The following is a 12,897-nucleotide window of genomic DNA, read 5'->3' on the forward strand; positions in this document are numbered from 1 at the left end:
GCGCCCATGGCGTTCGTGGCGCCCTGGGTGGCGGTCGTCCTGGTGGAGTCCACCGTGTACCGGTCGGTGGCGCACGGACTGCAGCAGCTGGCGGCCATCGCGGTCGGCACGGTGGCGGCCACCGCGGGCGTGCTGGCGCTCGGGAACGCGATGGCCGCGATGGCCCTGGTCCTGCCGGTGGCGGTGCTCCTGGGCAGCTGGCGGCAACTGGGCAGCCAGGGCGTCTACGCCGCCACCGGAGCACTGTTCGTCCTCACCGACCCGAACGTCGGTGTCATCGGCTCGGGTGCCCGGATCGCCGAGGCCGTCTTCGGCGCGCTGGTGGGCATCGCGGTCAACGCGCTGATCCGCCCGCCGGTGTATCTGCGCGACACCCGGGCCGCCCTCGAGGACGCGGCGGGCGAGTCGCACGACATCCTGACCTCCGTCGCCGAAGGGATCCGCGAGGAGGAATGGGAGGCGCGGCGCGCCGAGTTGCTGCACGAACGGGCGTTGCGCCTGAGCCGACTGGTCGACCAGGCCCGCTCCTCCCTGGGCTGGAGCCGGGAGAGCCTGCGCGTCAACCCGCTCCACCGGCGCTCGCGCCCCTCGCCCGGCCAGGCCTACGACGACGCCGTCGCCGTCCTCGACTACGTCGCCGTCCACACCTCCGGCGTGACCCGCACCGTCATGGAGGCCGCCGAGCGGAAACGCGGCGCGACCCGGCCCGATCCCGGAATCGCCGGCCCGTACGCGGACTTCCTGCAGCGCGCCGCCAAAGCCATCCATCTGTACGCCCGGACCCGCTTCGGCGACGGATCCGAGGACGAACTGCGCGAGGCCGTCGGGAAACTCGACCGGGCCCTGAACGCGCTGCGGGAACAGCTGCCGGGGTCGGTTCCGTACGACGCCGAGGCGCTGGCCATCCATGGCGCGCTGCTGGCACAGGCGAGCCGCCTGGCCGAGCAGTTGCCCCGGGACGAGCGACCGCGGGAGTGACGCCCTGTCATCCGCACAGAAGTTGAATTCCCTAACTATGCGAATTTTGAAGGCTTTCGCATCATTTGGGCGGAACCAGTCAACCCGAAGGCCGAAGGTACTGCCTTACACCCTGAGGGAGATGGTGTTCATGCCTTCCACCGAAAAGGTCACCAAGGAAGTCCTCGGCATCCAGAGCACCGACATCGACGCGGTGCTCGACCCCGCCGAGCCGGACGGCGTCTACCGCGACAGCCGCGAGTGCGCAGCGCTCGCGCTGAACGAAGGTGGCGGCTCCCTGCTGCTGTCGCCGCCGACCCCGCGGCCGAAGAAGGGCTGACCGGATCGACGGGAGCAGCGAAATGAAGCAGTCAGGCACTTCCGCCCTCCTGGAGGGCGCGGTGCAGGATCTCGCTTCCGATGTGGTCTCCGCCCTCCGGGGCGGGGGCCACATGCGAGCGGAGAGCACCGCGATGACGGACGACGCGGAGCGAAGCGTCGCGCGCGCGGCGGTCCGGGTGGTGGGAGCCGACGTACTCCTCCCGCACGTACTGCTGCACACCTCGCCCACCCCCGACGAACTCACCTTGTTCCGGGAGTCCGTGGCGGCCTACCCGCCCCGGCCGGACGCCACCGGTACCGTCGTGTGGAGCCACTGGGCCATGACCAGTGCCCTGCGCCGGTTCGATCCGGTCGGCGCACCGTTCCCCATGGAACCCGACGCCACCTGGCTCGACGGCACGAGCTGGCAGCATCTGACCCACCAGCTCGCGGTGCTGGCCCCGCTGGCCCGGCCCGGCGAGGACTGCGCGGTGGCCCGAGCAACCCGGAACCGCCCGGTGGATGTCGCCCGGGGCTTCGTCCGGGCGGTGCGCCGCAGGGACTGGCGGCAGGCCGCGGGCGCCGGGCGCTGGCTGACCCTGCTGCCAGGGGTGCCGGACACCCTGGGGCTGGATGCCGGGCTGGACTTCGTGGACCTGATGGGCGGCCAGGACCCGCGCGTGGCCCTGCACCTGCAGGCGGCGCGGCTGACGCGGCAGGGAGCGTTGGCGTGACCGCCACGACGGTGCGGCGGAGTCGGCGCGTCGAGCAGGTCGCCGAGGCCGCGCTCGCCTGGGTCTCGGCACATCGCGACCAGTTCGCCCTGGGTGAGGACGCGTTGGCCGTCGACGGACAGGTCAACGCCAGCTGGAAGCCGCTCGGCGAACTGGCCCAGGTCTGCGCCACCGTGACCCGCACCACCCCGCGCACGGACCCGCTGCACGCGTGCGCCCGCGACCTGCTGACGTTCGCCTGGCAACAGACCGGGCACGGCGAGCTGTTCCTCCGGCTCCAACGACTGGAACCCTTCGCGACCTACCCGCTGGAGGTGTACGCCGCCCTGGCCTCGGCGGGCCTGCGGCACGAGGCCTACGAAGCGGCCACGGCCGTCGTGGCCCGCACCCGGAGCTGGCAACTCACCGAACAGCGACCCACCCGACGCCTCGGCGTGCTCAACGCCGAGCGGCACAGCGGCATCCCGGCGCACGACCAGTGGTCCCGGGCGCTCGGCCGCACCTGGCTGGGCGGACTGCCGGAACCCTGGACCTTCGAACGCGCCACCGGATACGCCCTCACCCACGTCGTCTTCCACCTCACCGACTGGGGACGCGCCGACGGCGGCCTGCCGCCGCAACTGGCGTCCTACCTCACCGACTGGCTCCCCGCCTGGCTCGACACCTGCGTGGAGGCCCGGATGTGGGACCTGAGCTGCGAACTCCTCGCCGTGGCCGGAAGCATGCCCGAACCACCGCCCGGCACGCGCGACGCCTGGCCCCACATCGCGGCGGCGCAGCTCCCCACGGGCGCCCTCCCGGAGGAGGACGGCCACGACAGGGACGACTTCGCCCACTGCTACCACTCCACCCTCATGGCCGCTTTCGCCGCCGCCCTGACCCTCCGGCACACCGGCCGAGACCAGCAGGAGGTGCTCCGATGACCGACACCCGCCTGATGCACCACGTCGGAGTCGCCGCCATCGAGTGGCTGTGGACCCACCGCGACGGCTTCCGGCTGGAAACCGACGTCGACCCCGAAGTGGGTTTCCTGGACCGCTTCAAGCCCATCGGTGAACTCGCCCTGATCTGCAAGGTGCTGTTCCGCGAGGGTGTGGCCGGTTCACAACAGGCACAGATGGCACGTCAGTTGCTCGACCACACCTGGCGCGACACCCTGGACGGCGGCCGCATGCTCGTACGCGGCCAGCGGATCGAACCGATCTCGCCCATCCCGTTCGAGGTGTACCTGCCGTTCCGGGAACTCGGCTACAGCCAGCCCGACGTGGAGCGGGCCGCCGTACTGAACCACCGCCTCAACAGCTGGTCCACGGCCCCCATGACCGCGACCCGCCGGCTCGGCCTGTCCGCCTTCCAGCGCCGCTTCGGCCTGCCGCCGCGCCCGCCCGAGGCCGACGTCGCCGGCACCACCTGGCTGTCGCGCACCCCGGAACCGTGGACCGTCGAGGGCCACATCGCGTACGACGTCACCCACACCGTGTTCCACCTCACCGACTGGGGAGAGCACCCCGACCGGCTGCCGCCCCGCATCGCCGACTACCTGGCCACCTGGCTGCCGGTGTGGCTCGACGACTGGCTGGACCTGCGGCGCTGGGACCTGCTCGGCGAACTTCTCGTCGTCGACGCCTGCCTGCCCCGCCCCACCCTGGACCCGCGCGCGTGGGCCGGATTCGCCGCCGCCCAGCAGCCGGACGGGGCGATGCCCGCGCTGCGGACGATGCCCGACGGCCGCCCCGACGAGGTGTTCGACCTCGTGTACCACCCCACACTGGTAGCCGCGTTCGCCTCCGTACTGGCCACCTCCCGGGCCCTGAGCGAACTGGCGCACGCGTCATGAGCGGGGCCCGCACACCGTGGCCCGGGGCACCGTACGACACGGAGCCACGGCTCGCCACGCTGGACCCGCCACTGGACGTGCCGACGGTCACGGCGCACGACGACGAACGGCTCACGCGGCAACTGGAGGCCGCGGTCACCGCCTCCGACGCACCCGACGTCGTCTTCGCCGCCTCCCGCCACGGCCGCCGCATCCTCCGCTCCGGCGGCACCGCCCCGACCCCGCCCCAGCTCCGCGAGGACCTGCGCTACGAGATCGGCTCGGCGACCAAGACCTACACCGGCCTACTGCTCACCCACCTGGTCGACAGCGGCCGACTGACCGGCGGCGAGCCCGCCGTCACCCTCCTCGACCCCGGCCGGGACGCCGGCACAGCCCCGGTGACACTCGCCCACCTGATGACGCACACGTCCGGTCTCCCGGCCCTGCCACGGGATTTCTACGTCCGCGCCCTGCCCGCCTGGCACACCAACCCCTACGCCCGCTACCCGGCCGCCCGGGTCGTCGACGCGTTCCTGCGCCACCACCCCCGGCACCGGCCCGGCGTCCGCTGGCACTACTCCAACTTCGGCGTCGCCGTCCTCGGCCACGCCCTCGCCCCGGCCACGGGCGCCTCCTGGCAGGACCTGCTCACCGAGCACGTCCTGCGCCCCCTGCGCCTGCACGCCACCGCCCTGCGGCCCGACGGCCCCCAGCTGGACGCCGTCGGTCACACCAAGGACGGCTCCTCCACGGTCCCCGCCTTCGACGCGGGTGGCTTCCCCGCGGCGGGCGCCGTCCGGGCCACCCCGCACGACCTGCTCACCTTCCTGGAAGCCCACCTCGACCCCGGCGACGCCCCGCCGGCAGGTGCCCTGCGCGCGGTCCGCACGCCCGTGCTGCGGCGCGGGCTGGGTCACCGGCACGTCCACACCGTGGCGTGGTTTCGCCACCCCACCGCCGAGGGCGGCCCGATGTACTTCCACAGCGGCGCGACCCTCGGCCAGCAGGCCTTCCTCGGCTTCCGGCCGGACACCGCGACAGCGGTCGCGGCACTGTGCACCCGCCGCTTCCGCGCCGGGGACCCGTTCGTGTCCGCGGCGTACGCACTGCTCGCCGAGGACTAGCGCCGAGGACCAGCGCCGAAGACCAGCGCCGGGGCGGCATCGGAGGCGGCGTCGTGCCGCGTCCGATGCCGCCGAGTCCCGTAGGACCGTCACACGCGCTGCCACAGCGCCGGCGTGGCGGCCGGCGTCCAGGCACCCTGCGCCTGGTGGGACTGCAGGCACTGGTAACGGACACCGCCGTGGGTCACGGTGGCCCCGACGGGGTAGACGCGGCCGGTGGCCCAGCCGTCGGTTTCGCCGCCGTCCTGCTGGTCCGGCGCCCCGGACCCGGCGGACGCCGTCTTCAGGGTCAGCCCGAAGTCGCTGAGGACCGCGTTGATCGGCTGGTAGAACGTGGTGCCACCGCTCGTGCAGTCACCGGTGCCGCCGGAGGTCAGGCCCTGCGCCTGGGAGCCCGAGACGTACGGGCCACCGGAGTCGCCCGGCTCGGCGCACACCGTCGTCCGGGTCAGCCCGTTGACGACGCCCTCGGCGTAGCTGACGCTCGTGCCGTGCTGCTGGATCGTGCCGCAGTGCCAGCCCGTGGTGGAGCCGGAACGGCACACCGACGCCCCGACCAGCGCCTCGACCGAACCGCCCATCTGCACGGTCTCGCCGCTCTCACCCTTGACGTCGGCGGTGGCGGTCCAGTTGTCGTTCACGGCGACCCACGCCATGTCCTTGCCGGGGAACGTGGAGGCCTGGAAGGTGCCCTGATCGGCCTGGTTGTAGCCGGTGGTCCGGCTGCCCGGATCGCCGCAGTGACCGGCGGTCGCGAAGCCCTGCTCCTCGCCCTTGGTGACCGAGAAGCCGACCGAGCAGCGGGCCGAGCCGTTGATGTAGTAGGCGTCGCCGCCGGTGACGTCCTCCAACAGCTGCGGCCGGTTCGCCGTCACCCTCACGTGCACCCGCTCGGCGTCGACTCCGGCGGCCCTGACGAAGGCGGCGGCGGCGGTCCTGCTCGCGGCCTCGACCACGACCCGGTTCCTCGGCACGTCGACGTACCACAACGGCGCGTTGCGCGTGTTGACGCGGGACGCGGCCTTGTCCAGCTTGCCCGTGACGGCCGCGAGGTCGGCCAGGGACGCCTTGACGACCGTGGCCTTCGCGCCCTGCCCCTGGATGGTGGCCATGTCCGTCGTGCTGGTGGTCGCGACCGTCAGCGTGTCCGAGGTGGCACCGCTCAGCCAGGCCCCGGCGAAGCGCTCGCCCAGCGCGAGGCGGAGACGACCCGCACGCGTGCCCGCCTCCGCCTCGTTCACCAGCCGCGCCGCCGCCTGCTGCCCGGTCAGACCGAGGTCGCGCTGCATCGCGCGCAGCACCTGCGCCGACGGTCTGTCGGCCCCGAGCGTCTGCGTCGCCGAGGGCGGCGGTCCCGCCGCGGGAGGGGGCTCGGCCGCCGCGGTCGAACAGATCCCGCTCAGCAACAACGTGCCGACCGCGATCAGGGCCGAACGGCGCCCGGTCGCGGCATGTCTGTGCACCATGCGAATGGTCTCCTTCCAGTCAGGTACGGGGAGAAACCGTCCCGAAGCCCTAGGGCTTGCCTGGAAGCGACCACAGAATGTCCGTCGCGCGGGTGTTTCGCGCTTTGGTGACGCGAAGGGGCGCCAAGTGCAGTACGCCGCACCCCCGCAGGGGCGTCGACCGGCCCCCGCCTACACCAGCCGCGCGCCCACCGGCACGTGGTAGACGTGGAACGCCCGGCCGATCACCGGCTGCGCCACATTGCGTACGCGAACGCCGCCGCTTGTCATGCCGTGCTCCGTGCCGGCGTGCGCGTGCCCGTGCACGGCGAGGTCGGCGCCCGCGGTGTCGATCGCCTCGGCCAGCAGATAGCTGCCGAGGAACGGATAGATCTCCAGCGGCTCACCGGCCAGCGTCTCCGGCACGGGGGAGAAGTGCGTCAGCGCCACCCGCACGTCACAGTCCTCGCCGGCCAGCTGCTCCAACGCCGAACGCAGCCCGTCGGCGCACCGGCGCGAGTACCGCACGAACTCCTTCATCAGCGGCTCACCGAACTCACCGGCGCTGCGCCCCACGAAGCCGCCCCCGAACCCCTTCGTGCCGGCCACCCCGATGCGGCTCCCGTCGGCGGCGACGACCGTGGCCTGCCCCTCCAGCACGCGGGCGCCGGCGTCCTCCAGGATCGCCGTGACCTCCTGCGGACGGTCGTCGTGGTGGTCGTGGTTGCCCAGCACGGCGACGACGGGCACGCCGAGGTCCGTGATCTCCCGGGCCACCACCCGGGCCTCCTCCGCGGTGCCGTGCCGGGTGAGGTCCCCGGCCAGCAGCAGGACGTCGGCACAGTCGGGCAGCGTTTCGAACGCCGGGCGCAGCACGCCCTGGCTGTCAGGACCCATGTGGATGTCCCCGACGGCGGCGATCCGGATCATGCGAGTTCCTCCGCGTGATCGGGCGAGGACGAGTCGGTGACCACGAGGTCGTAGTGCACGGGCAGCCCGGCCAGCGCCTCCTCGGCGAGTCGGCGTACGTCGTCACGGCAGCGGGCGGAGGGCACGGCGCCGGTGAGCAGCACCGCCTCGCCGCGCACCTCGATCCGCACGCCCAGCTCACCGAGGTCCCCGGCGGCGAGCCGGTCACGGAGGTGGGCGACGCGGTACTCCAGGTGCTCGGGGGCCGCGGCGCCGGGGGTGCCCTGTGCGTCGGGACCGGTCATGGCTGCTCCTCCCGTGGAGTGATCACGTTCAGCCGTTCGAGCAGGAACAGGAAGGCGGCGGCCATCGGCTCGTCCCCGATGTCCCTCCGGATCCGCTCCCAGTCGACCTTCTCGCGCAGCGCGCGGGCGATCGGCAGGACCGCGCCGAAGTCGCAGTGGTGCTCGGAGAACGCGGCGATCAGGCTGGCCAGCAGGTCGGTGGGCGCCAGCACCGGCATCCGCACCGAATCCACCGGGATCTCCTGCGCCCGGTCCAGCATGCCCGTCGAGACCGGCCGGTGCGCCAGCTCGAAGATGATGTCGATGTCCTGCCCGAAGCACGTCGACTTCAGCAGCCAGTCCTCCGGCGGCGTGCGCACCGGCAGCCCGGCGTCGCGCAGCGTGGCCGCGACCGCGTCGGCGTCCCCGGGCCGGATGCAGAAGTCGGCGTCGTGCTGGAGGTTCTCGCTGGCCCCGTGTGCGTAGGCGGCCACACTGCCCGCCAGCGCGAAGTCGTGCCCGCCCCGCTTGAGCAGGGTGCCGACCTGCTTGGCGGCTTCGAGAATCGCCTGGTTGCGATCCCGGGGCAGCTCACGCCCCTCTTCCGGCCCGGGCCGGCTCTCGGACGGCTGCGCCGCCAACCGGAGACCGGGTCCCTGGGCACGTGGGGCGAGCGTCGCGTCATCGCCGTTCTGCACCATGCCGACCACTCCCTCCGCGCTAGCCCTGTGTACCCGCCCCACGGGGTTCGACACGGGCCCGTATCGGCGCGCGGCCCTTGTGCTCCACCGCCGTTCATCTCGTACGGCCGACCCTTCACACCATCCCCATGAAATCCGGTGATCGGGCCGTCCCCCGTACTGGAAAATGCTGCGGTGCAGCCGCTGAGGCCAGATGATCCGGAACGAGTGGGCGGCCATCGGCTGCTGGCCCGGCTCGGCGCGGGCGGGATGGGCGTCGTGTACCTGGGGCGAACGCCGGGCGGACGACTCGCCGCGGTCAAGCTGGTGCACGAGCACTTCGGCGCCGACGCCCACTACCGTGCCCGCTTCCGCCGCGAGGTGGCCGCCGCCCGCACGGTGACGGGCACGTTCACCGCCCCGGTGCTGGACGCCGACCCGGACGCCGCCGTGCCGTGGCTGGCCATGGAGTACCTGCCGGGGCTGTCCCTGCGGGAGGCCGTCGAGTCCTTCGGCGCACTGCCCTCACCCGCGCTGCGCCTACTGGCCGCCGCCCTCGCCGAGGCGCTCGCCGGCATCCACCGCGCGGGCCTCGCCCACCGGGACCTCAAGCCCCGCAACGTCATGCTGACCGCGAGCGGCCCCCGCCTCATCGACTTCGGGATCGCCCGGCCGCTCGACGCCACCGCGATCACTCAACCCGGCGCCTTGCTCGGCACCCCCGGCTTCATGTCGCCCGAACAGGCATCAGGCGGCCTCGCCGGTCCCGCCGGTGACGTTTTCTCCCTCGGCGCGGTCCTGGCGTACACGGCGACGGGGCGGCCCCCCTTCGACGCCGCCGACAGGGCGGCCACCCTCGAACGCGTCCGGCTCGCGCGCGCGGATCTCGACGGCATCAAGGATCGCCGTCTGCGTTCCCTCGTCGCGGCCTGCCTGCGTCGCGAACCGGAGCACCGCCTGTCCGCCGTCGCGCTGCTGGACCGGCTGGGCGAGCCCGCCGACATGGTGTACGGCACCGGGTGGCTCCCGGCACCGCTGGCGGAGGCGATCGACCGGCGCTCGGCACGCGCCCGACCCGAGCCGCACGCCCCCGCACCGCCGGCGGAGGCGATCGACCGGCGCTCGACACGCCCCCAACCGGAGCCGCACGCCGCCGCCCCGGTGGCGGAGGCGCTGCACAGTGAGACGACCGCCGATCCCGACGCCGTCACGGCAGACGCCCCCGAGGCCCGCACGACCGGGCCCTCCCGCCCCCCGGACCGCCGCAAGCTGCTCATGGCCGTGGCCGCCGTCCCCGTGGCGATTGGGGCCGCCGTCGTGCTGGCGGAGAAGCTGCTGCCGGAGGAAGGGCACCCGGCGTCGCGTCCCTCGGGCCGGGCGTCACCGTCCCGCTCGGCCACCGTCCGCCCCCCCGTGGCCACCCGGCGGTGGCGGAGGAAGGCCCTCGACGACACGAGCTACCCGGACCTCTACCCGGCCGGTGACGTCGTCCTCGCCGCGAACAGCGGCCGGAGCGACGTCCACGCCCTCGATGCACGCACCGGCAGAATCCTGTGGTCACGCGCCGCCACCACCTCCGGCCCCGCCGACCACATCGCGACCGGCCCGGAAGCGGTGTACCTGTTCGACGCCCGCGACGGGGACAGCACGGAGGAATACGTCCTTCGCGCCGTCAATCCGGTCTCCGGATCCGTCCGGTGGACGTCCCGCGTGCCCTTCTTCCCCTGGGGCACGGCGGCCACCGCCTCGGTCCTCTGCGTCGCGGTGCACAACGAGGTGCGAGCCCTGGACGTCAAGGACGGCCGACGGCGCTGGACAGCCCAGGCCACCGGGATGTCCCTCACGGCCCGCGCCGAACTCGCGGTGGCTTCGGGTGAGCGCGTCATGACCGGCCTCGACGCGGGCAGCGGCCGGATCCGGTGGAGGTACGAAATGCCGGAGTCCCCGTTGTCCACGCTCGTCAGTGACGGCATGGTCTTCACCAGCGACACCCTCGGCACCCTGTACGCGGTCCACGCGGACGACGGGAAGGCCGCCTGGAAACACGCGTTCGACTACCGCAGTTCGGCGCGTCACGCGGGGAGCGGCATGGTCTACGTGAGCGAGCCGGACGGCCGGATCCGCGCCTTCCAGGCACGGACGGGCAAGCAGGCCTGGTCACGTCGGCCCGGCCGGGACGGCACGTCGTCCGGCGAGTCGCAGACGCTCGGCGTGTCCGACGGCACGCTCTGGATCCAGGGCCCCGACCAGACGGTGTACGCCCTCGACACCGCCGACGGCAGCACCCTGTGGACGTACGGTGCCCTCGCGACCGTCGGCTCGGTCACCGACCACGGCTCCGGAGCGCTCGCCGTCGCCGGTCTCGTACTCCTCGGCACCGACGGCGGACACGTCGAGGCCGTGAGCCCACCCAGCCCTACGAAGGGAACCGCACGTGGAACGGCTTGACCGGGGCGACCCCCGCGCGATCGGGCGCTACCGGATCCTGGCGCGCATCGGCACGGGCGGCATGGCCACCGTGTACCTGGGCCGGTCCGGGGGTGGCAGGGCGGTGGCGGTCAAGGTGCTGCGGGCCGACTTCGCCCACGAGCCGGAATTCCGGGCCAGGTTCCGGCGCGAGGTGGAGGCCGCCACGGCGGTCGGCGGCGTGTACAGCCCGCCCGTGCTCGACGCCGACCCCGATGCCGCGCGGCCCTGGATGGCGACCGAGTTCCTGCCCTCGGTGACCCTGCGCGACGCGGTGGAGCAGTACGGCCCGCTGCCCGCCCCCTCCGTGCGGCGGCTGGCCGCCGGTCTCGCCGAGGCACTCGCCGCGATCCACCGCACCGGCATCGTCCATCTGGACGTCAAACCGGCGAACGTGCTGCTGACCGCCGACGGCCCACGCCTGATCGACTTCGGCATCGCCGCCCGCGCCCGATCCACCGTCCCCTCGGGCTCCCGCGGCTTCATGTCCCCGGAGCAGATGGCCGGTTCCGCCGGACCGCCCAGCGACGTCTACTCGCTCGGCGCCACGCTCGCCTACGCCTGCGGTGAGCAGGACGCAGGCCATGTCGCCACCGACGAGACCCTGCGCACCCTCATCGCCGACTGCCGGCGTCCCGACCCGGCCACCCGCCCCACCGCCGCCGAACTGACCGCGCTGCTCGCCTCCGTGACACCCCGTCCGGAGGCCACGGACACCGCCTGGCTACCGACACCGGTGACGGCGGCGATCGACCGGCAGGCGAGCACCGCCGCCAACCCACCGCCGCCCGCGTCCGCGCCACCGAGCCGGCGCTCGCTGCTGATCGGGGGCGCCACCGTCCTGGCCGCGGCCGGAGGCGGGACGGCGGCCGTACTCGCCGGCACCGGAAGCGAGACCACGGACGAGGCGAAGAAATCCGACAAGCCCCGGAACGCCGCCGACCCTGCGGCCTCCCCGTCGCCCTCGCCGCAACCCCCGGTCAAGCTGGAGTTCGTCATCACCGGCGACGGCCCGCTGAGCACGTTCACCTACTGGGTCAACGGCCGCCCCACCACGTTGAACGACGTCCCGCTGACCTGGCGGCGGACCGTGGAGGTGCCGCGCGAGCCGGGCAGCGTCGAGTGGCGGCTGCGCTTCACCTTCCCCTCGGGCAAGGTCAGGGTCCGCGTGTACCGGGACGGCAGCCAGACCACCGACGCGAGCCACCCGCTCGATTCCGTCCTCGGCTTCCCCGACCTCTACCCGTACGACGTGGACATGAGCGGCGCCAGCGCCATCTCGGGACCCCTCCCCGGCGCCGACGTCTAACGTCACCACCAACGACTGTGAAGAGGGCGGACACCATGGCGAGTCGCGTGAGCAAGGTCAGCCTCCTGCCGAAGGACATCGGCAGCCTGAGCCGCACTGTTCTCCCCGGCCTGCCGGGCACGCTCTTCGTCCTGGGCGCGAACGGCGGTATGAGCGTGGCGCCGGACGCGGACTTCCGGGTGCTGTTCGGGCGCAACGAGCCCGAGGTGCACGTCTGTGTCGGAGCGGGCGACACCTGCGTCAGCCGACGGCAGGGGCTCATCACCCGCGACTCCTCACGCTGGGTGCTGCGCAACACGGGGAAGCTCCCCATCCGTTTCCCCGGGTCACGCCTCGTGCTCCGCGGGGATCACGCCCAACTGCCCACCGGATACACCCCGTTGTTCGTCGTCTCGCCCCGGCAGGAGCACCTGCTGGAGGTCCGCATCGCCGCCTCGGCGTCGTCCGGCTCGGGGAGCGGCGTCGAGGCGTGCGAGGACGAGACGTACGAACAAGGGCGCAGAAAGATCAGCGCGGAGGAGAGGCTGGTGCTCGTCTGCCTCGCCAAGCGCTACCTCCGCAACGACCCGCAGCCGCAGCCCCAGACCTGGGCCCAGGTCGCCTTCGAACTGGGCGAGCTGCGCAAGGGGGAGCGATGGGGGCCGAAGCGGGCCGCCCACATCGTCGCGAACGTACGCAAGCGGCTCAGCAAGGAGGACGGCGTCCCCGGGCTGCTGGAGGACGAGGTCCCGCAGCCGGTCGGCAACGCCCTCAACCACAACCTCATCACCGACCTCCTGGTCACCACGACGATCACCAAGTCGGACCTGGGCAAGCTGGGGGAGTGACACACCGTCGACCCGTCTGCCG

At 73.1% G+C, this 12,897-nt stretch carries 13 protein-coding genes; 9 read left to right on the plus strand and 4 right to left on the minus strand.

Features of this window, described 5'->3' with window-relative positions; translation table 11 throughout:
- Nucleotides 1-6: 6 nt before the first annotated feature.
- The 6 genes from I2W78_RS38730 to I2W78_RS38755 all read left to right on the plus strand — a co-directional run bounded on the left by I2W78_RS38730 (nucleotide 7) and on the right by I2W78_RS38755 (nucleotide 4,955).
- Nucleotides 7-978 carry an FUSC family protein gene (locus tag I2W78_RS38730; protein ID WP_307784046.1) on the plus strand — a complete coding sequence of 324 codons (972 nt, stop codon included), beginning with the start codon at nucleotides 7-9 and terminating at the stop codon, nucleotides 976-978.
- A gap of 130 nt (nucleotides 979-1,108) precedes the next feature.
- Nucleotides 1,109-1,297, plus strand: coding sequence for a hypothetical protein (locus I2W78_RS38735; RefSeq protein ID WP_196465445.1), 189 nt, complete (start codon nucleotides 1,109-1,111; stop codon nucleotides 1,295-1,297).
- A 22-nt stretch (nucleotides 1,298-1,319) separates the two neighbouring features.
- Nucleotides 1,320-2,012: a hypothetical protein gene (locus I2W78_RS38740; protein ID WP_196465446.1), complete on the plus strand. Its 693-nt coding sequence runs from the start codon at nucleotides 1,320-1,322 to the stop codon at nucleotides 2,010-2,012.
- A complete protein-coding gene (locus tag I2W78_RS38745; protein WP_307784047.1) occupies nucleotides 2,009-2,935 on the plus strand; it encodes a DUF6895 family protein in 927 nt (308 codons plus the stop codon). The genes I2W78_RS38740 and I2W78_RS38745 overlap by 4 nt, the downstream gene beginning before the upstream one ends.
- Nucleotides 2,932-3,849 carry a DUF6895 family protein gene (locus I2W78_RS38750; RefSeq protein WP_196465447.1) on the plus strand — a complete coding sequence of 306 codons (918 nt, stop codon included), beginning with the start codon at nucleotides 2,932-2,934 and terminating at the stop codon, nucleotides 3,847-3,849. The genes I2W78_RS38745 and I2W78_RS38750 overlap by 4 nt, the downstream gene beginning before the upstream one ends.
- Complete coding sequence (locus I2W78_RS38755) at nucleotides 3,846-4,955, plus strand: serine hydrolase domain-containing protein (RefSeq protein WP_196465448.1); 1,110 nt, start codon at nucleotides 3,846-3,848, stop codon at nucleotides 4,953-4,955. Before I2W78_RS38750 ends, I2W78_RS38755 begins: the two co-directional genes overlap by 4 nt.
- Before the next feature lie 89 nt (nucleotides 4,956-5,044).
- Here the strand turns inward: I2W78_RS38755 and I2W78_RS38760 are convergent, their stop codons facing one another.
- The 4 genes from I2W78_RS38760 to I2W78_RS38775 form a co-directional block, all read right to left on the minus strand.
- Entirely contained in the window at nucleotides 5,045-6,421 is a 1,377-nt protein-coding gene (locus tag I2W78_RS38760; protein ID WP_196465449.1) for a carbohydrate-binding protein, read from the minus strand.
- 171 nt (nucleotides 6,422-6,592) lie between these two features.
- Nucleotides 6,593-7,330 (minus strand): metallophosphoesterase family protein, encoded by a 738-nt coding sequence (locus I2W78_RS38765; protein ID WP_196465450.1) that lies wholly within the window; start codon nucleotides 7,328-7,330, stop codon nucleotides 6,593-6,595.
- Nucleotides 7,327-7,614 (minus strand): BON domain-containing protein, encoded by a 288-nt coding sequence (locus I2W78_RS38770; RefSeq protein WP_196465451.1) that lies wholly within the window; start codon nucleotides 7,612-7,614, stop codon nucleotides 7,327-7,329. Before I2W78_RS38770 ends, I2W78_RS38765 begins: the two co-directional genes overlap by 4 nt.
- Entirely contained in the window at nucleotides 7,611-8,294 is a 684-nt protein-coding gene (locus tag I2W78_RS38775) for a nucleotidyltransferase family protein (RefSeq protein WP_196465452.1), read from the minus strand. The genes I2W78_RS38770 and I2W78_RS38775 overlap by 4 nt, the downstream gene beginning before the upstream one ends.
- 174 nt (nucleotides 8,295-8,468) lie before the next feature.
- Between I2W78_RS38775 and I2W78_RS38780 the strand changes: the two genes are divergently transcribed.
- The 3 genes from I2W78_RS38780 to I2W78_RS38790 are packed head-to-tail and all read left to right on the plus strand — an operon-like array spanning nucleotide 8,469 to nucleotide 12,875.
- A complete protein-coding gene (locus I2W78_RS38780) occupies nucleotides 8,469-10,721 on the plus strand; it encodes an outer membrane protein assembly factor BamB family protein (RefSeq protein ID WP_196465453.1) in 2,253 nt (750 codons plus the stop codon).
- Complete coding sequence (locus I2W78_RS38785; RefSeq protein WP_196465454.1) at nucleotides 10,708-12,048, plus strand: serine/threonine-protein kinase; 1,341 nt, start codon at nucleotides 10,708-10,710, stop codon at nucleotides 12,046-12,048. Before I2W78_RS38780 ends, I2W78_RS38785 begins: the two co-directional genes overlap by 14 nt.
- Before the next feature lie 35 nt (nucleotides 12,049-12,083).
- Nucleotides 12,084-12,875, plus strand: coding sequence for a hypothetical protein (locus tag I2W78_RS38790; protein ID WP_196465455.1), 792 nt, complete (start codon nucleotides 12,084-12,086; stop codon nucleotides 12,873-12,875).
- The last annotated feature ends 22 nt before the right edge of the window (nucleotides 12,876-12,897 follow it).

The sequence above is a fragment of the Streptomyces spinoverrucosus genome (assembly GCF_015712165.1).
GTDB classification, from domain to species: domain Bacteria; phylum Actinomycetota; class Actinomycetes; order Streptomycetales; family Streptomycetaceae; genus Streptomyces; species Streptomyces spinoverrucosus_A.

Bases quoted from the DNA above. Each gene is read 5' to 3' on its own strand.
- I2W78_RS38730 (WP_307784046.1), top strand. From the start codon at position 7: ATGGCGTTCGTGGCGCCCTGGGTGGCGGTCGTCCTGGTGGAGTCCACC.
- I2W78_RS38735 (WP_196465445.1), top strand. From the start codon at position 1,109: ATGCCTTCCACCGAAAAGGTCACCAAGGAAGTCCTCGGCATCCAGAGC.
- I2W78_RS38740 (WP_196465446.1), top strand. From the start codon at position 1,320: ATGAAGCAGTCAGGCACTTCCGCCCTCCTGGAGGGCGCGGTGCAGGAT.
- I2W78_RS38750 (WP_196465447.1), top strand. From the start codon at position 2,932: ATGACCGACACCCGCCTGATGCACCACGTCGGAGTCGCCGCCATCGAG.
- I2W78_RS38755 (WP_196465448.1), top strand. From the start codon at position 3,846: ATGAGCGGGGCCCGCACACCGTGGCCCGGGGCACCGTACGACACGGAG.
- I2W78_RS38760 (WP_196465449.1), bottom strand. From the start codon at position 6,421: ATGGTGCACAGACATGCCGCGACCGGGCGCCGTTCGGCCCTGATCGCG.
- I2W78_RS38765 (WP_196465450.1), bottom strand. From the start codon at position 7,330: ATGATCCGGATCGCCGCCGTCGGGGACATCCACATGGGTCCTGACAGC.
- I2W78_RS38770 (WP_196465451.1), bottom strand. From the start codon at position 7,614: ATGACCGGTCCCGACGCACAGGGCACCCCCGGCGCCGCGGCCCCCGAG.
- I2W78_RS38775 (WP_196465452.1), bottom strand. From the start codon at position 8,294: ATGGTGCAGAACGGCGATGACGCGACGCTCGCCCCACGTGCCCAGGGA.
- I2W78_RS38790 (WP_196465455.1), top strand. From the start codon at position 12,084: ATGGCGAGTCGCGTGAGCAAGGTCAGCCTCCTGCCGAAGGACATCGGC.